The sequence below is a fragment of the Ureaplasma rhincodontis genome (assembly GCF_057537535.1).
The window spans coordinates 183,178-203,711 of sequence record NZ_BAAKAX010000001.1; the positions used below are offsets into that span (position 1 = coordinate 183,178).

Consider the following 20,534-nt stretch of genomic DNA (forward strand, 5'->3'; position numbering starts at 1 on the left):
CTTACATATATTATATATTTATGTAAAAGTAATATTAAAATTAGAAACTATCACTTGATAAGCAAAGCTTTGCAGGTGATAGTTTTTATTAAAAAATGAATTTTGATTAATTAATTTTAATTGCTTTTTCTTCTTCTTAATAAGAAAATTATTAAACCAACAATAACTGCAATAATAAGAATTGTACCTATTGTACCACCAGCAATTGCAGCAGTGTTATTGTTTTTTGTTGCTTCTAAATTTTCTTCAGGTTGTTCTGGTCCTGGAGGTGTTGTATTATTGTCTCCGCCTTGATCAGGTGTAGGAGGTGTTGTATTATTGTCTCCGCCTTGATCAGGTGTAGGAGGAACTGGATCTGGACTTTGGTTATCTCCGCCACCTTGATCTGGTCCTGGAGGAACTGGATCTGGTGTTATAGTACTAAATTTAAGAGCAAAAGGTATAGTTCCAATTGTTTTAACAGTTCCTTCTGGTAAATAAGTTGATGAATTTTCTAATAATGTTTTAATTTCAAAATTAAATAAAGAAGTATCTGTGTTTGTTTTTTCTACTTTTTCTAATCTAATATCTGAATTAATATCAGTAATTGATAATTTCAAAGCTTTTAAAATTTTAAAATTAGCAAATGGGTCATTTAGATCAATTGCTTTTTGAGCCATTTTTTCATTGAAAGAAGTAATTTCAGAATTTAATTCTGTATTAAAAGCCGTTACTTTAGATTCAGCATATTCTCCGCCATCAAGTTGGTGATTTGCTAAATTAGAAGTGAATGTCATATTTGGAATTAAACTAACTTCACTAGTTGCAGTTAATTTTCCGTTAGCAATGCTATTAACAACAGCATTACTTAATGATAAAGTTGCAGTTACAGTATTTGAATCATTAGTTTTCACAAAAGAATCAATCGCTAATTGCGCATTATCAGGAGCATATTTAATATCAAAACTGAATCCATACATTAACATCGGGAAGTTTTTTTGATCAGTTCTAGAAGGAACGTTTTTATTTCATTTTTGTATTTCTTTTTCAAGTTGAACTTTTACGTCATTTGAATCTTTTATTTGAAGATTAATTTGGTTTGTTTGTTGATTATGACGCTCGAATGTTGTTTCACTAGGTGGCATCTTATCAACAAAATTAATTGCATAATTAAATGATGAAATAAAAGTCAATATATTTTGTTGATCGAATTCTATATTTCTAAAATAAATATCAGCTGATAAAGTTTTTGTTTCTGGACCAGCCAGTATAAAGTATTTAGCTTTTTCTGACATTGATAAAGAATTAAATTTTGTCGCAGCTGCTGATTGAGAACCTGGAAAATCAAATCTAAATTGATCTTTATTAAAGTAAACTGTAATATTTTTTTCTTTTGTTGGCGCACTTTCTTTAATGCCAATGAAATTTAATTTTTCATCTGTAAAGTATTCCTGTGGCAAGTTTGCATAGTAAGGGTTTAGAGAATTAGCAGTAGTAGAAAAAGCGTTTGATTCTATTATTACATTATCAGGAACAAAAACTTTTTGAATTGAAGAATTTTCAAAAGCTGATGCTTTTATTTCTTTCAATCTAGTATTACTTAAATCGATTGAATTAATTTTAGATTCTGCAAAAGCATAATTATCTATAGTTTGCAAAGTGATTGGGAAATCAATAGATTCTAATGCTGTAAATTTAAACATATCTGTTGAAATGTTTGTTGACATAACATTATCAAAATTTAAAACTCTTTTTAGAGAACTGCAATTAGTAAAAATACTTGGTTCAAAAGAATTAATTCAATAGTAGCTATATTCATCAAATACGACTTCTTCCAAACTAGAAATTTCACGGAAAGAATTTGCTTCCACTGTTGTTAAATTAGTAGCATTTGAAAAATCAGCTCTAATTATTTTATTATTAACAATTGTATATTTGTCATTATATGAGCTGTGCATATTGGTCATATGAGCAGTGTTTGAAGCAAATGCACCATACTTAATAACTGTCGTGCTAGCTGGGATTACCATATTAATATAAAAATTTTTTCTACCATATCACTCTTTAACTTTTTTTATTTTAAGCCCCATTAATGAGTGAACATTACCACTTACGTTGATTTCAAAATCTGATTCAAGCGTAGTATAAATAGTGCTCATTACACCATTTATCATTGCTTGAGTTTCTTGTCCTTCTGCAGGTCAAGTTATATTTTCAAGAGAATTTGTAGCAAATTGATTTTTAGTCGTTTTTTTATTTTGAGTAGTGTTTAAATTAGCAACAAGAACTGAAGTTAAAGCTCCAGTTGTTAATATTAAAGCACTAGTCATTAAAACTATTTTGTTATATTTTTTCAAATTTTATCCTTTATATTTATAAAAATTAACAATTATATTATAACATTTTTTACATATATATATATATATATATATATGTAAAAAGTAATATTAAAATTAAAAACTATCACTTGATAAGCAAGGCTTCACATGTGATAGTTTTTATTAAAAAATGAATTTTGATTAATTAATTTTGATTGCTTTTTCTTCTTCTTAATAAGAAAATTATTAAACCAACAATAACTGCAATAATAATAATTGCACCTATTGTACCACCAGCAATTGCAACAGTGTTATTGTTTTTTGTTGCTCCTTCATTATTATCAGGCGTTGGAGGTACTGGGTCTGGGTTTTGGTTATCTCCGCCACCTTGGTCGGGTGGAGGAGGAACTGGATCTGGGTTTTGGTTATCTCCGCCACCTTGGTCGGGTGGAGGAGGAACTGGATCTGGTGATATAGTACTAAATTTAAGAGCAAAAGGTATAGTTCCAATTGTTTTAACAGTTCCTTCTGGTAAATAAGTTGATGAATTTTCTAATAATGTTTTAATTTCAAAATTAAATAAAGAAGTATCTGTGTTTGTTTTTTCTACTTTTTCTAATCTAATATCTGAATTAATATCAGTAATTGATAATTTCAAAGCTTTTAAAATTTTAAAATTAGCAAATGGGTCATTTAGATCAATTGCTTTTTGAGCCATTTTTTCATTGAAAGAAGTAATTTCAGAATTTAATTCTGTATTAAAAGCCGTTACTTTAGATTCAGCATATTCTCCGCCATCAAGTTGGTGATTTGCTAAATTAGAAGTGAATGTCATATTTGGAATTAAATTAATTTCACTAGTTGCAGTTAATTTTCCGTTAGCAATACTATTAACAACAGCATTACTTAATGATAAAGTTGCAGTTACAGTATTTGAATCATTAGTTTTCACAAAAGAATCAATCGCTAATTGCGCATTATCAGGAGCGTATTTAATATCAAAACTAAATCCATCCATTAACATCGGGAAATTTTTTTGATCAGCTCTTGAAGCAACATCTGTGTTTCATTTTTGTATTTCTTTTTCAAGTTGAACTTTTACGTCATTTGAATCTTTTATTTGAAGATTAATTTGGTTTGTTTGTTGATTATGACGTTTGAATGTTGTTTCAGTAGGCGGCATATTATTAACAAAATTAATTTCATAACTAAATGCTGGAGATATAATCATTTTGTTTGTTTGATCTATTGTTGCATTTCTAAGATATATTGCCGGTGATAAAGTTTTTGCATCGGGTCCAGCCAATATAAAGTATTTAGCTTTCTCACCAAGCGTTAAACCATTAAAACTATCTCTAATTAAATTTATATCTCCTGGGAAATCAAAATCGAATTGTTTTTTATTAAAATAAACTGTAATGTTTTTCTTTGTTGTAGGTAAATTTTTATTAATACCAATATAATTTAATTTTTCAGTTGTATTGTATTCTTGTGGCAAGTTTATTAAGTATGGATCAATTGAATTGTTTAAAGTTTGAAAAGCATTTTGACCTATTGTTACATTGTCAGGAACATAAAATCTTTCAATAGTAGAATTTTTAAAAGCATTAAATTTTATATCTTTAAGTTTTGTATTTTCAAAATTAATTGTTTTAAGTTTAGTTCCTTCAAATGCTGAGATATTTACTGTTTCGAAATTAGGTGGTAATTTTATATGTTCCAATGCGGAGTTTTTGAACATATACATAGGAACATAAGTTACTTCAACTTTATCAAAATTTCAAACGTTTTTCAAAGATGTACAATTTTCAAAAGTTGATTGACCGATTGAATTAACGGGATAATTAGCCGCATTATTAAATTCAACATCCATTAGCTGACTTGCAGATTCAAAAGCATAGTGACCAATTGATCTTAATTTTGTTGATTTTTTGAAATCTACTCTAATAATTTTATTATTTACATTAGAACGAAGAGATTTATTTGTACTATTAGATGGCATATAAGCTTCATTAGAAGTAAATGATCCATCATGAATGTCAGTTATAGATGAGGGGATTACTGCATTAATGTAAAAATTTTCTTTAGCAGATCATTTTGCAATAGCTTCAGAAGTAAATCCATATAAATTATCAACATGAGAAGCACCAAAATTATTTTTTTCATATTCTGATTCAAGTGGAGTATAAATAGTGCTCAATTCACCATTTACCCGCACGTTGTGAATTTCTTGTCCTTCTGCAGGTCAAGTTATATATTTAGGAGAAATTGTAGCAAATTGATTTTTAGTAGTTTTCTTATTTTGAGTAGTGTTTAAATTAGTAACAAGAACTGAAGTTAAAGCTCCAGTTGTTAATATTAAAGCACTTGTCGTTAAAATTACTTTGTTATATTTTTTCAAAATTTTATCCTTTATATTAAAATTTATAAAATTTATTTTAGCATATTTTAAAGCTGTTACAATTTTTCCATGAAATTTTTAAAAAAAATATTCTTAATTAAAATATTTGTTTTTCATCTCAATATATAAGTCTAATATTTGATCAACGACATCACAAGGTTCTAACATAGAACTATCTATTTCAATAGCATCTTTCGCTTTTATTAAAGGGGCAATTTTTCTATTTTTATCTCTATAATCTCTGTCAATTATTTCTTTATGAATTTCTTCATAAGAAATCTTATCATTGGATTCTTTTAATTCTTCGAATCTTCTTTTTGCTCTAGTTTCTGAAGAAGCGGTCAAAAATATTTTAATATCAGCATTTTTTAAAATAACCGTTCCAATGTCTCTTCCGTCCATTATTACATTATTTTTATTTGCAAGATCTTGTTGTCTTTTTATAAGATAATTTCTAACTTCTGGGATATTAGCTATTTTTGAAGAAAAAATAGACACTTCTTCTGTTCTTAATTCATTAGAAAGAATTACTTTATTTTTATTGTGAGTTAATATAACATTATTTTCATCAAGTTCAATTTTTATTAAATTTTTTGACAAATAATCTATTATTTTGTCTTCTGGTATTTTATTAATTATTAAATGATAAGCAAGCGCTCTATAAAACAGGCCTGTACTAATATACACAAACCCATTTACAAGAATAGTAAATTTTTTAGCAATAGTGGATTTACCAGATCCTGCTGGACCGTCTATTGCTATACTTCAAAATTTATTCTTCATTTTTTTCCTTTATAGCTATTGAGCTAGCAATTATATAATTATGTTCAATGCTAAGAGAAAGCATTAATTTAATATTTTTTAGATTACAAATAGGCGCTCTATTGTGTTCTAATAATATTTCGATTTCAGAGAAAATATATTTATGATTTACAGACTTAATAATTGCTTCTTTTAAAGACCAAATAGAAGCTAAATATATTTTTTTCTTATTCTGTTCTTTGATTTCCAAAAAAATATTATATTCTTTTTTTGTCATAAATCTTTTTGAAAATGAAAGATTTTTTAATTCTTTTCTTGTAAGGTCTATGATATCTATACCGTGTCCAATTATCAACATTTATTTTCTCTCTTATTATTTGAATTATAATCATAAGCAATATGAATACTATAAGTTTAATTTTAACCAATGAAGAAATTAAAAAATATAAAAGTACTTATAAAGATTTTTTAATTTCTAACAAAAATCCAAATGTAAATTTTATTTTGAAAATTAACAATGTAACAATAACGTTTTATTTTTCGAATAAAGTTGTTTTTCAAGGTAAAGACGCCGAAAGGGTCTCTTTTAATTATTTTAATACAAAACAAGAATCAAACAAAACAAAAAACAAAAAAGATTTAAATAATTTTGATTATTTTGTTGGAAGTGACGAGGTCGGTGTTGGAGATTACTTTGGAGGCTTGGTTGTTTGTGCTGTTCTTGTTAATAAAGAGCAAATAAATTTTTTACAAGAATTAGGAATTGATGATTCGAAAAATTTAACTGATAAAAAGATGTTGGAAATATATGAATCTATTAAAAATAAGATAACTCATATGGTTTGTGAATTTGATTCAGAGCAATATAATAAATTTTTTGATAAATATAAAAATTCTCATATGTCTAAAACATTTTTACATCATCAGGCTTTGTCTGCTTTAATAAATAAAAAACCAAATGCTTTTTCTGTTATTGATCAGTATGTTAATGAAGATAAATTCAATGATTATTTAAATAGAATGAATTTGTCATCAATCAATATTAGTGAATTCACTCCAAAAGCTGAGAGTGAATACATTTTCGTAGCAGCGGCTTCTATTATTGCAAGAATACATTTTTTAAAACAAATAGAAAAAATAGAAAAAAAACTTGATGTGCGAATTCCTTTAGGGGCTTGAAATTCAAAAATAGAATCAACTTGTAAAAATATAATTAATAAATATGGTTTTGATAAATTAAAAGAAAATGTGAAACAACATTTTTCGAATACTGAAAAATTAATTAAATAATAAACATATGTAAAGTATTATATATATGTATTTATTTTGCTCAGATGGCGGAATGGCAGACGCAGCTGACTCAAAATCAGCCGGTTAATACCTTGTGGGTTCAAGTCCCATTCTGAGTACCATTTAAAAACCTCTTGATTCAAGAGGTTTTTTTTATTTTATTTTGATTATTTTATTTAAACTTTTTTTGAGTTCTTTTGAATCTAAAATTATATTTTTAGAAAAATTTGTCCAATTAATATCTTTATTATTTGAATTTCTAGCCAAATAATATTCATTCATTGTTTTGTCATATTCTTCAACTTCTGTTTTAACTAATTGAAGATCATACTTTTCATCATAAATTTTATTAAGTTTTGGCTTGATATCAGAATCTTCTTTTGAATGTCCAATGGCTACTGCAATTATTGGAACTATATTATCATTAAGATTCAATACGTCTTTTATAATTTTATTATTTCTGTTAATAGAATAATTAAATCCATAAGATAATTCTAAATAAGAAGCCATAGTAGTAAGATTGTTTATTGATATTCCAATATTTAATAAAGACATTGAGTATTTATCAAATTCAGACATACCTTTAACTTCAACTCTATTCACATCTATACAAAACACAACTAATAAAGAACAAGAAGTAATCATATCATTAGTGCTTATTTTTTCTTTTGTTTTTTTGTCAGTTACAAATATTGCACTAAAGTTATGTAAATTAAACGAAGTTGGTGATAAATTGATTGATTGTTTTAATTCATCAATCATCTCTTTATTTAATTCAATATCCTTAAATAATCTTGAACTTTTTCTTTTTTCTAGTATATTTAAAAATTTCATTTTGTTTTAGTTGCTTTTTTCTCCATAAATTAAATAATATTCTATACTATTATATGTGATATTAAGGAGATAAATTATGAATAAAAGCACTAAAATTCTAACTACCAAAAATGCTTTGTTATTTAGTATATTTGTGTTTTCAATAATGGCAATAGCCGGCATAGTTTTTTATTTTATAGTTAAAGACACTTCAATATTATTTGATGCGGTTTATTCTTGCATCATGATAGTTGGTAGTTTTGTTTCATATTGAATTAAATTTAAATGAAAACCAAAAAGTTCTAAATATCCTTTAGGTGTATTAATAGCAGAAAATCTTTTTGTTTTCTTTAAAATAATAATTTTAACAATATTAAGTTTATATTTTATTTACGATGCAATTATGGAACTTATTTCTGCTATTAATACAGTAAACATTGAAACTCCACCAAAATTTGAATATTATTTAGGTTACACAATCACTTTAGTTCTAATATGTAGTCTTAATGCAATATTTCTTCATATCGGGGCAAAGAAAAATAACAATTCTTCATTGCTTATAATTGAAAGAAACTCAGCCATTGTAGACATGTTGTTTTCATTAACAATAGGTATTGCTCTAACATCAACTTCTTTAGCTTTGAGGGGTATGGAAATAGCTTATATTAATAAAATAAGAGTTATCATTGATAAATCATTATTATTAGTAATAATAATATTAGTTACTCCGCTTTCAATTAGACCTTTATTCCAGGTTATAAATGTTTTATTATTTAGAAAAACTAACAAAGAAATCGAAAGAGAAAATAAGATTAGAGAATTAATAACAATAAATCCTGATAATTTACACATTTATAATTTTTCGGGTGGTATTAAAATATTTGTTTCATTAGATAAAACAAAATTTAAAGATCTTACAGACAAAAAAATAAGAGAAGTAGAATTTTTAATTGAAAAAGAATTTAAAACGTATGTAGAAATTACATATATATTACAACAATAATTAAAAATAAAAAAGACCATTAACAGGTCTTTTTTTATTTTGTAGATACAGCACTTGAAGGTTCTATTTTTTGAATTTTGAAGTATGTTCATAAGAATATTAATAAGAATATAATTCCAACTATTCCAAACATTCCTAAGAATGATCATCAAGGAGCAATAGGATTAATAATAATATTAAATCCTGAAAATACTAATGATGAGAATAGAGATAATATTCCAAATGTAACACCAACTGAAATTGCTAAACCTAATACTAATACAAATAAATAAACTAGCATAAATGAAATAGTGTTTTGTAAGTTATTTAAACCTAATACTTTTAATAAAGCAATTAATCTATTAGCTTCAGAAACTATCATAGTTCCTAACATAACAATAATAATTAACAATGTAGGAATTAAAGCAATAGTTACAAAGGTCATAATATTTGAAACTGTTGAATCAATAGTAGAACCCAGTAAATTATTAACAAATGTAGCATCAACTGATTGAATAGAAATTAATAAAGGACGATCGCTACCAAATGTATCTATTAATCTTCCCATAACTACACCAGCTGATAAATTGACTCTTGATTGAAGACCCTTAGTAATATCAAAACCAACAATTCCGTTAAGTTTGTCCCAATTATTATAAATTTGTTGAGTCGTATCGCCACTTGTTACATCTCTACCTCAAAGTCCAGTTGCTGGACTTAATCCTGAGGGTGAATAAATACTACCAAAATTTGAAACCATTGAAGGAGAAGTTGCCTTTGTGAAATAACCATTAAATGGAACGTATCCTGGTTGTTGTTTTTCTTCTTCTGGAGTTAAAGTATAACCCAATATTTTGTTTGCATATTTTTGATTAGTATAATATTGATTTTCAGATTTTGATGTAGTTATTCCAACTATTTGGAAATTAGCATTAACAAACTGATTTTCATTAGGATGATTGTATTTAGTAATAAATCTATCATATGAATTATAAACATTTGTTGAAAGTCTGTCCCCAACTTTTAATCCATATTTTTTGGCAACAACTTCATTAATGATCATAGGATAGTACTCTTGAGCATTATATATAGTTGGTTCTTTATTTAATAAGTTGTTCATGCTTTCATTTTTATTATTATAAAGAATTAAAAAGTTTGAATTACTCTTAACACCTTGTATATTTGCATTTATTAATTCATTAGTTTTTTCAGAATTAATTTTATCAATGCTTGATTTTAAATAAGTGTAAGTTTCATATTGATTTTCAACAGCAACCACATTCATTCCGATGAAATAATTGTAATTAGTAACTTTACCAAAATTATTTATTGATCAATTTCTAAACAATGGATTTTGATAAAGATTAAACAATTGAACCAATAACGAAACGGCTCTCTTATTAAATTGGAAAGTAGGAGCCCCTAATAATGATTTTTGATTTAATGTTCAAATATATTTTTGTGTTGAAGGATTTATGGTTCTTGAAAATATTCAATTATCATGAGGTTTATTTAAAGTTTCACTTGAAGTGTCTTTAATGTTGTTTCCATCTAATGTTCAAGGTTGACTAATTACTCCTGGTAAATATGATTGGAATAAATTATTTTTTTGAACGTATACAAAGAAATTAAATGCTTGTGTCAATAATTGTTGAGCATAATAATCACTTAAAGAAATAATAGAAGAAGGAGCATAATTTTTAGCAAAATCTCAAGGATTAATATATGAACCTGCAAAGTTAACATTAGAATCTAAAGCCAATTTAGTAAATATTTTATTGTTAAAGAATCTAAGTTTACCTTGTATGTCAGAAACAATATTAGAATTTAATAAGAATAAGTTGTTGTAACTTAAATTGCTATCAAATGGGTATTTTAAAGCTTCTGTATAATCAGAACCATACATAGTTGAATTAGAATTTGGACCATATAAAGGAGTTAAGAATCCTTGGGTTGTTCCTAGTTGAGAAGTAGGAATTACTGAATAATAACCACCTTGCTTAGTAGGTGAATAAAGATTAAAACTATATGTGTATTCTTTATTTCTTTGAGTATAAGAAAGGGCATTACTAAATGAGTTAAGACTTCCTATAATTGTTGAAGTTAATGTAATGAATGCGGTTACTATTCCAGTAAGAATTAAAAACCTTGTAATGTTACCCATCATAAATGTTAGTCTAAATGAGTTAAGACTTCCGGTCTTAGTTGTAATTTTATTAATCATCATTACAAATGCATTCATTCTAAATTCAGAAGATACTGACATAATGTCAGTTGTTTTCTTTCTAAATGTTCAGAACATAACACCAACCAAAACTGAAAACAATATTATGAACAAAATAACAGGCATTATAAAGAACATAAATCACTGTAATGAAGATTCATTTAATGGAGAAGCTCAATAATCAGAAACGATGTTAGTAATTACTGGCGACGTAAAGTATGCAGCTATATACCCTAATACTCCAGCAATTACCGCTGGGAATAAAGCAAAGCAGAAGAACGACATAGATATTTTAAATTTATTAATACCGTTAGCTAATATAATTCCAAAGGTTTGTCTATTTTGTTTAATAATAGATCTTAGTAATGTAGAAACGAAGAATAAAGATAAGAAAGCAATTATTAAACCAACAATCAATGTAACTATAAGAATTATTGTTCTTAAGTCATTAGAGAAATTCATTCTTGTATAAAGTAATTTATTAGGAAGATTTGAATCATCTGTTTTATAAATTAATTTTTTTCCATAATTTTTTAATGTAAAAGCATTAAGCTCATTAATAATATTATTCTCAGTTATTAATGATGTTCCGGGTTCAAAATTCATTAAATAATATTTATTGATTTCAGCACTTGAACTATTTTCGATTCTACTTAAACCAGAACCATTAACATACATTACTCCACTTTTTTTATTATCAAGCAATAATTGCTCGCTAGATAAAGCGGGATATAAAAACTCAGGACTTAATCCATCTCCAATAATTACATATTTAAGAGAGTTAACACTTACTGTATATTTTTCAGGAAGATCGTTCATTCACTCTTTAAAACTTCTATAAAAAGTTGTTTTTCCTGTTTTTAAGGATTTAATAAAATGAGATTTGTATTTTTCTTTGTTAGATGAGTTATTTACTTCTTCTAGATTTAAAGTTTGATTTGAATATGGCAAAAGCATTGCTTGTTCTAAAATATTTTTAGGAACTATTACTTTGTTATTTTTATTGGCCTTCATATAGTTAGAAGATAAAACCGTTAAGAAAGAAGATTTATCTGCATAATCTATCTGAAAAGGAACACCATTAACACCACCAACAGCTTTTATTAAATTAATGGCATTTATAGTGTAACCAAATCCATTGAAATTTATGTTTTGAATAAACATTTTCTGATTTGCTTCATGTAATGTAGGAATATAAAGATTAGAAAATTCTTCAAACGATTTTGGAGGAGTTGCAAGTATTTTATATAATCTTGGAGCATTCATTTTTTCGACATCAAATATATTTCAAAAAGCCTCTGAAGCTATTTTATAAATTCTTGAAAAATCATATTTAATTCAATCATCATAAAACTTTTGTCTTACAGTAGGTTTGCTCATTGAGTTGTTGTATTGATTTATCATTTCATAATTTCATCCAGATAATCTAATATTAGTATCTTCAGAAATAAAATTTGTTATGTCTTTCGAAGGAACGCCCATTCCTTTATTAATAACAACTTTACTAACAGGATTCTGATTAGAGTTTGAAACCAAATTTGCTTTTGAAATAATAAATTTCGAATTATCAACAGAATTAGAATAAACTCCATTTTCTGATTCAACTCAATTTAAATTATGTTTATTGAATTGAACAGTTAAATCATATTCATTTTTATATTCAGTTTCAAAACTAGGATATTTAGTAAATATATTATCTTTAATTTCCTGTGTAATCATATTTTGTAATTTATTAACAGTTTCATTAACTATAGATTTAATATTTGCAGAATTAGGCTTGCCGTTTTTATTCAAAGTATAATTTTCTATAGCTGGTATAGAAATAGTTCCATCGAAATAATTTAAATATTTGCTTTTTAGTTCTGGTAATTCATTAACTTTTTTATATAAAAAATTAACTAAATTATTTTTTGAATTTTTAAAATCTAATTGATATTTTATATTAAAAGTTTTAACTTGTTTTTTATAATCAACAGAAGATAATTTAGTATTAATTTTATTTAGTTCAGGAATGAAAAGATTAGCATCCATATTGTTTTTTATGAACGTCATCATTTTTTCGCCATATGTTTTTATAATTGATGAAGGATCTGTTGGAATAGCATCATCAACACCAAACATAAAATTATCACTAGGATTGAAAAGTTCATTTGATGATAATTTCAATTGACCATATCCATTCGGGATTGTTGAAGTTAAATTTAATGAGTTTTTATTAGTTGTGGGAATAATACCATTTGCTTTTGCACCTTCTTCTGTTAAATAAACAGGAGAATGAAATAAGTGATAATTAGTATTAATAAGATTGACCCCTTCAACTCTAGCAGAACCAAAATTAGAAACACCGATTATTTTTCCTGTTGTGTTATATACAAAACTGTAAGGGTTTGTAGTATAAGAATAAGGATCGGCTATTTTTAATTGCAATTCTTCTGGTGAATATGGTGCTTGACCAACTGTATACAATGAACCATTTTTAAATAATGAAAATAAATCAAAAATGTTAGGACTTGGGTTTGTTGTGTTTTCAACAACAGAAACCGGACTATTGTTTTTATTTTTAATTAAAGAACTTATTACGTAAAATCCTTTTAGATTAAAATTGGGTGTTCCGTTATTTAAATTTATATTAGACATAGCCATTGGATTCATAATATCCATTAGTTTGCCTGTTGGTTTTAAATTTTCAATATTAAGATTTTCTAAAGTTGAGAATGTATTAGTTTGATTATCATTATATACATAATCAACCAAAGTTTCAGAATTTGGAATAGCAGAATAAAGTTTTGGACTATTACCATTTTCTACTATGTTATCATATGATTTTTTTAATTCTATATTTGAAAACGATATAGTTCCTAAAACAAGAATAGACAGAAAAACCAAAGATATTAATTGTATTAATAATATCTTTGTTTTTTTCATCACACGAAGTGAACTTAGAACTAATAATTTAAAAATGTTCATATATCAACTCTTTTTTTATTTTTTTAATTCTAATCTAATTTAAAAAAATCAATTCTCAGCATCTATTTAGAAAATTAACTATTATTAATTATAAATCTTTTTTCTTTATTATTTAATTAAACTTGGGGATTTAAATAATGTATCTTTGGCATTATTGTTCTTTGGAAAAGCAATGCACTCTTTTATTCCATTTAAATCTAACATTATTTGAACTAACCTATCGATTCCTAATGCAATTCCACAATGAGGTGGAACTCCATACTTAAATGCATCTAACAAAAATCCAAATTTAGTTTCATATTCACTTTTAGATAATCCAACAGATTCAAACATCTTTACTTGTTGATCATAATTATCTATTCTAAGACTACCGCCACCAAGTTCTATTCCATTAAGAACGATGTCATAAGAACATGATCTTGCAATTTCTAAATGTTCATCAAAATTTTTCTCAAATTCTTTTGAAGGCTTTGTAAATGGATGATGGGCAGCTTTATATCTTTTATCTTCTTCTGAATATTCAAATAATGGTCAATTTACAATTCATAAAAATTTAAATTCATTAGGATCTGTTAATTTAAACATAGAACCTAATTCATTTCTAACTGCGCCCAATGATTGATTTACTATTTCTTTTTCATCAGCTACTATAAAGACAGTTCCGTTTTTTAAATTTTTAAAATTAAATAAATCATTAATTTCTTCTTCTGAAAGTAATTTTGAAACAGAACCTGACACCTTATTATCTTTTAATTGTAATCAAGCCAATCCTTTGGCTTGATTATCTTTTGCAATTTTTTCTAAATATTTAATTTGTTTTGAATCACAAAAATTATTTTCCAAATACAAGGCTTTAACAGTTTTATTTTTAAAAATATTGGCTTTTGTGTTTTTAAAAATATTTTGAATATTAGTTAATAACATTTCAAATCTAATATCAGGCTTGTCTACACCATAATTTTCTATAGCATAATCAAATTCCATTTTTTGGATAGGTAATTTAATATCTATATTTTTTAATTTTTTAAATATATGTTTTATTAATTGTTCTGTTAATTCTTGTACTTCTTCTTCAGAACTGAAGGCCATTTCAATATCAAGTTGAGTGAATTCTGGTTGTCTATCTTTTCTTAGATTTTCATTTCTAAAACATCTTGCAATTTGAAAATATTTTTCAAAACCTCCAAACATTAAAAATTGTTTAAACAATTGGGGAGATTGAGGAAGAGCATAATAATGACCTTCTTCTTTTTCAAAATTAACTAAATAATCTGCTGATCCTTCAGGAGTTGGTTTAGAAAGAATTGGAGTTTCTATATTAATAAAATCCTTTTTGATTAAAAAATTACTTATTTCATTAATTAATAAGCTTCTAAATTTAAAAATCGATGCAATATTTTCTCTTCTCAAATCTAAGAATCTATTTTTAAATCTAACTTCTTCAAGAGCATCAGTGTTAATGTCAATAATCATAGGAGTTTGTTCAGCAATTGAATATATTTCTAATTCATTGGCTATTATTTCATATTTTCCAGTTAGTATTTTTTCGTTTATGCTTTTTCTTACTTGTAGAACGCCTTTAATACAAACAGTAGACTCTTTAGTTAATTTTAAAGCCTTTTTAAAATTAGGATTTTCTGAATCAAATACAACTTGAACATAATTAAAAGTATCTCTAACATCTAGAAATAATAAATTTCCTAATTTTCTTCTAGTTTTAATTCAACCTTTAATTAATATTTCTTTTTCAATCAAAGAATCATTAATTTCATTTGTATATGTTCTTTTCATTTTAAATTCTTTCTTTAAAGAAATCAATTAATTGATTTCTTTTAATGTTTTCAGTTGTTTTTTCTTTCAGATTTTTAATAGTGAGTTGATTTTCATTAACAAAAACCAAATAATCATATTTTGCTTTTTGAGCAGATTTGAAATGTTTATTTTTATCATTTAAACTAAAATCATTTTCAACTACAAAATTATTTGTTCTTAATAAAGATAATATTTCTAATTCTTCTTTTTTATTATTGGTTTCAGAAGCAACGTAAATAATTTTGTTGTTTACATTAAAAAAATCATTGTTGTTTTCTTTAAGTAACATAATAAATCTTTCAATACCTATAGCAAAACCAAGTCCTTCATTATCAGGGCCTCCTGTTTGTGAAATAAGTTTTGCATATCTTCCACCAGCTAGTATTGTTTCTTTTGATTTTAGTATGTCATTTGTAGAGACAAATTCAAATACTAAACCACTATAATAATCTAATCCTCTGACTAAAAATTCATCAATTTCATAATCAATATTGAATTCATTTAATAAATTACAAATTTCATTAAAATTTTTAATTTCTTCTGTTGAAAGAAATTGGTTTAATTTTGGAGCGTTTTTAACAAACTCCTTCTTAGAATCTACTTTATCATCTAGTATTCTTAATGGGTTTTTTTGTAATCTCTTAATCGAATCTTCACTTAATTCGTTTTTATATTTTGAAAAATATTCTTTTAAAGATTGAACTCATTTATTTCTACTTTCAAAATTTCCTAGATTATTTATTTTTAATTTATAATCACGAATTTTGAAATCGTCAAGAATATTTTTTGCAAACATAATAATTTCAACATCATCATAAATCGAAGATGTTTTTAAGTACTCAACTCCAAATTGATGAAATTCTCTTAATCTTCCGGTTTGTGGTCTTTCATATCTAAACATATTCATTAAATAAAAAAACTTAATAACTTTTGATTGATTTCCGAACATTTTGTTTTCTACATAAGATCTAACAACACTAGCGGTTCCTTCAGGTCTTAAACACATTAATCTATTTGATTTGTCTTCAAATGTATATAGTTCTTTTGAAACTATATCACTAGTTTCACCAACCGCTTTATTAAAAAGATTTGAAGATTCAAAAGTAGGAGTTTTAATTTCACTAAAAGAATAGTTCTTAGCTATTGTTTTTAATTTATTAACGACTAACTCGAACTCTTTGACTTCTTTTCCAAATCAATCGTTAGTTCCTCTTGGTTTTTTGAATTCCATAATAATCCTTATTTATTATTCAACGCTTTATTAAATAATAGTAAATATAGTAAGTTTGGTTTCATAGGTCTAGAAGTAAATTCTGGATTAAAATTAACTGAACAAAATAAATCATTCTTTGAATGTGAAATGATTTCAACAAATTCTCCAGTTTTTCCAATAACTTTAAAATCTTTTGCTTTAAAATCTTCTTCTTTAACTATGAAATTTTTAGTTCTTCTTTCTTTGTTGTATTCAAGGTTTGATTCTTTTTTAGATTCATCTGTTAATTCAATTTTAGCAGAACCTGGATTTAGATCTGTATTGCTATTAATTTTAATTTTTAAATAATTTAAAACATTAAAATGACCTTCAGAATATGAAAGTACTTTAAAGTTGTTTTTTAAAGCAATGTCTATAAATAATTCCGCTTTCTTTTTGAAATCAGAACTTGCAAATCCACCAAATATAAAGATGTCAACATCATCATATTTCTTTTTAAAATCTTTATTAATATCATCAGCTGAAATTCAAACAATTTTTGATTTTATTTTTAATTCATAAGAAGTTAAATTAATAGATTCTAAAACTGAAAAATATGCATCATGCAATGAAACATATTCTCCAACTATAGCAACTTTAAGTTCACTAGTTGGTTTAGTTTTAATAGTTTTAACAAACTTATCTCATTCTTTCATTGGTTTTGTTTTGATATCAATTTTGAAATGAGAAAGAATTTTAGAATGAAAATTTTGATTATAAAATTCAGTTGGTAGAAAATAAGTTGATTCTAAATCCTTAGCAACTAAAATATGTTCTTTGTCAATAGCAGACAAATAACTTATTTTTTCAATAATATCTTTTGGAACATCAAAAGAAGATCTAAGTATTAAGAAGTCTGGTTGAACACCCAAACTTCTTAAATTATTAATAGAGTGTTGTGCTGGTTTTGTTTTTAATTCACCATTAACTACATTCAATGCAATTAAAGGAACACAGTGAGCAAATAGTACATTATTCTTTCCATATTTATGAGCAAATATAGAAAGCGTTTCAAAGAAAGGTATTGATTCAATATCTCCAACTGTTCCACCGATTTCAACAATTATAAAATCAGCTTGAGTTTCTTCAGCTAATTTATAAAACTTATCAATTATATGATTAGTTATTGTAGGAACAACTTGTATAGTTTGTTGTTTATAAACATTATTCTTTTCATTCTCTAGAACTTCTGAATAAATTCTTCCAAATGATAGAGAAGAAGATTTAGTCAAATCCTCATCGATAAATCTTTCATAGTTTCCTAAATCAAGATCAACTGCTCTTCCATCTTTAGTTATATAAATTTCTCCATGTTGCAGGGGAGACAAAAATAAAGGATTAGCATTTAGATATGGATCAAGCTTTTGAATAGCCACTTTAAATCCTTGTTCTTTAAGTAATCTTCCCATACTTGAAGCAGATATTCCTTTACCTAATGAAGAGTAAACTCCACCAGTAACGAATATAAATTTTGTTTTGTCAACTTTCATATCTTTACCTATATATGTATTGAATCATTAAATAGTAATTTTAACACATTATTTAAGAAAATTTGGTTCTTCAACAAAAACTAAATGATTAAATATTCTTTGATATCAAGTTTTAAGAATTGCAAAATTTCTAACTGATAAATTAATATGAACAGATGTGGTTTTTCCATCTTCTTCTCTATCAATTTTTAATAAATTAGTTAACATGCTAAGGTTTTTTTGTTCATTAATTAAAATCTTAGAAAGAGATGAAGTTCATTCAACCTTAAAATCTATTTTGAATTCAAATAAAGCATAATTTCTCATTAATTTTTCATTGTCTCATTCTAGATTGATTGTTTTTCATTTTTTAAAATCTATAAATGAACATTTAACATTGTGAATTTCAATAGAATTTTTAGTAACAATACCTACTATGTTCATTCCTGGAATTTTAATACAACAAGTTGGCATTTTAATAGTTTCAATAATTATTTCTTCTGGATATTTAAAGTATTTCTCACTAAATAATCATTGAGAGAAAAACATTAATAATGATAAGTGAGTTCTCTTAACTTCTTTTTCATCCTTATTAAATAAACCAGCAAAAAATAAATTATTTTTTTTACTAAATTCAACAAAATTCAAAAATTCATCAAAAGAAGAAATTCCAAATAATTCTTTAATTACTTCCAGCGCCCTTTCTTCGCCTACTCATTTATTTTCTAAATGATTCTTAATTTGTAAAAAGAAATTAACAATATTATTTTTAGCAACTTTGTCAACTGAAGTTTGAAATTCAGAAATGAATTTTCTGGCTTTTGTCGTTTTAACAGAACTTATTCAACTTTTACTAATTGTAATAACTTCAGCTTTTGAATATTGAAATTTAAGGCTATCTCCTTGTTCTAAAGTCGAATCAAAAGGACATTGCACACCATTTCTTAATATTCCATTAAGATATATAAACTTATTAGAATCATAAGCAAATGCTTGATCTAAAGCAGTTGTAAACTTGTCAGTAATTACTGACGTCCCATTATTTAATATAAAAATATCAAAAATTTTTCTCTTAGTTTGTTTTTTAATTTCTTCAAAATTTTGTGTAGTTAAATTAAATAAATCACCAAGTTTAACAGAAACCGCATCTGAAATACTTTCGGTTGATAACTCTTTATAATATCAGTGAGCAGCCAAACCTGAGTTGGCAAATCTATCCATTTTTTGTGTTCTAATTTGTATTTCAAGAAAAGTTGAGTTTTCCACCAAAGTAGTATGAATAGACTGATATAAATTAAGTTTTGGATTAGAAATATAATCCTTAAAGGCTTTAGGCAAATATTTAAAATTCAAATGCAATAATCCCAAAACTTTATAACAATGTAAAGGAGAATCAACAATAAGTCTAATGGCATAAATATCATGAATTTCATCGATGTTGTGTGATTTTTGTAATTTCACAAAAGTGGAGTGTATTCCTTTTGTTCTAGAAACCACTTCATATTGAATATCATAAGAAGTTAAAATATCTGAAACCTTATTAGTCATTTCATCTCATTTAACTTGTTTTCTGTTTATTAAACCTTGAATAGTTTTTTTTGTTTTATTGTAATTTTTATTATCTAATACTTCAAAACACAAATCAAGCATTTTAGTTTTAACAGTGTACATACCTAATCTGCCAGCAATATTAGCATAAAGACTAATAGTTTCTTCTGCTATTCTTATTTGTTTCTCTTCTCTTAAATAATGAATAGTTTTAAGATTATGAAGTCTATCTGCTAATTTAACAATCATTGCTCTTAAATCTTTTGTCATAGACATGAAAACTTTAATACCATATTCATTAGATGGTATTATTTGTTTTTCATTTCTGTTTTTTCTTGCAAAATTAGAAACTTTACTCACATAATCAACTAATTTTGTAATAGTTTTTCCAAAAAGATTAGTTAATTCTTCTTCAGAAGTATCTGTATCTTCTATAACATCGTGTAATATGCCAGCTAGTATAGTTTCTGCGTCCATATTTCATTCAATTAAACTCAAAGCAGTTTCAAATGGATGAATTATAAAAGGTTCTCCAGATTTTCTTTTTTGACCAGAGTGTTTTTTATCTGCATAATCAATGGCGAAAGAAATTTTTTCTTCCTCCATTTTTGTTAATTCTAATTTTTTAATATTTTTTAATATTTTGTCTTTATAAATTTGTATTTCTTTTGTCATATTAATTTAATTATAAACTTATTTGTTAGTTAATTGATTTTG

12 protein-coding genes and 1 tRNA gene are annotated in these 20,534 nt (G+C 25.5%); 3 read left to right on the top strand and 10 right to left on the bottom strand.

The genetic code is table 4. The annotated features are described in order from the left end of the window. Positions 1-116 precede the first annotated feature (116 nt). From AC27EK_RS00860 to AC27EK_RS00875, 4 genes are all read right to left on the bottom strand, one after another. Entirely contained in the window at positions 117-2,336 is a 2,220-nt protein-coding gene (locus AC27EK_RS00860) for a leucine-rich repeat protein (protein WP_487231478.1), read from the bottom strand. A 166-nt stretch (positions 2,337-2,502) separates the two neighbouring features. Continuing rightward, a complete protein-coding gene (locus AC27EK_RS00865) occupies positions 2,503-4,698 on the bottom strand; it encodes a leucine-rich repeat domain-containing protein (protein ID WP_487231479.1) in 2,196 nt (731 codons plus the stop codon). Between the two features lie 93 nt (positions 4,699-4,791). Then, positions 4,792-5,481 carry a (d)CMP kinase gene (gene cmk, locus AC27EK_RS00870; RefSeq protein WP_487231480.1) on the bottom strand — a complete coding sequence of 230 codons (690 nt, stop codon included), beginning with the start codon at positions 5,479-5,481 and terminating at the stop codon, positions 4,792-4,794. Beyond that, on the bottom strand, positions 5,471-5,818 hold the full coding sequence (locus AC27EK_RS00875) for a phosphopantetheine--protein transferase domain-containing protein (protein WP_487231481.1): 348 nt from the start codon (positions 5,816-5,818) through the stop codon (positions 5,471-5,473). The genes cmk and AC27EK_RS00875 overlap by 11 nt, the downstream gene beginning before the upstream one ends. A gap of 41 nt (positions 5,819-5,859) precedes the next feature. Here AC27EK_RS00875 and rnhC point away from each other — a divergent pair, with 41 nt between their 5' ends. Continuing rightward, positions 5,860-6,750, top strand: a complete 891-nt coding sequence (rnhC, locus tag AC27EK_RS00880; RefSeq protein WP_487231482.1) for a ribonuclease HIII — start codon at positions 5,860-5,862, stop codon at positions 6,748-6,750. Positions 6,751-6,788: 38 nt separating this feature from the next. After that, positions 6,789-6,872 (top strand) — tRNA-Leu (locus AC27EK_RS00885). A gap of 31 nt (positions 6,873-6,903) precedes the next feature. On the opposite strand, the gene AC27EK_RS00890 is transcribed toward AC27EK_RS00885, so the two are convergent. Beyond that, positions 6,904-7,584, bottom strand: a complete 681-nt coding sequence (locus AC27EK_RS00890) for a nitroreductase family protein (protein WP_487231483.1) — start codon at positions 7,582-7,584, stop codon at positions 6,904-6,906. Positions 7,585-7,660: 76 nt separating this feature from the next. Here AC27EK_RS00890 and AC27EK_RS00895 point away from each other — a divergent pair, with 76 nt between their 5' ends. Continuing rightward, complete coding sequence (locus tag AC27EK_RS00895; RefSeq protein ID WP_487231484.1) at positions 7,661-8,566, top strand: cation efflux transmembrane domain-containing protein; 906 nt, start codon at positions 7,661-7,663, stop codon at positions 8,564-8,566. Positions 8,567-8,600: 34 nt separating this feature from the next. Here AC27EK_RS00895 and AC27EK_RS00900 read toward each other — a convergent pair whose 3' ends face one another. From AC27EK_RS00900 to AC27EK_RS00920, 5 genes are all read right to left on the bottom strand, one after another. Then, positions 8,601-13,736, bottom strand: coding sequence for an ABC transporter permease (locus AC27EK_RS00900; RefSeq protein WP_487231485.1), 5,136 nt, complete (start codon positions 13,734-13,736; stop codon positions 8,601-8,603). Between the two features lie 108 nt (positions 13,737-13,844). After that, positions 13,845-15,527, bottom strand: coding sequence for an aspartate--tRNA ligase (aspS, locus tag AC27EK_RS00905; protein WP_487231486.1), 1,683 nt, complete (start codon positions 15,525-15,527; stop codon positions 13,845-13,847). A gap of 1 nt (position 15,528) precedes the next feature. Next, positions 15,529-16,779 (bottom strand): histidine--tRNA ligase, encoded by a 1,251-nt coding sequence (hisS, locus tag AC27EK_RS00910; RefSeq protein ID WP_487231487.1) that lies wholly within the window; start codon positions 16,777-16,779, stop codon positions 15,529-15,531. 8 nt (positions 16,780-16,787) lie between these two features. Continuing rightward, positions 16,788-18,290 (bottom strand): CTP synthase, encoded by a 1,503-nt coding sequence (pyrG, locus tag AC27EK_RS00915; RefSeq protein ID WP_487231488.1) that lies wholly within the window; start codon positions 18,288-18,290, stop codon positions 16,788-16,790. Positions 18,291-18,338: 48 nt separating this feature from the next. Further along, complete coding sequence (locus tag AC27EK_RS00920; protein ID WP_487231489.1) at positions 18,339-20,492, bottom strand: RelA/SpoT family protein; 2,154 nt, start codon at positions 20,490-20,492, stop codon at positions 18,339-18,341. Positions 20,493-20,534 lie beyond the last annotated feature (42 nt).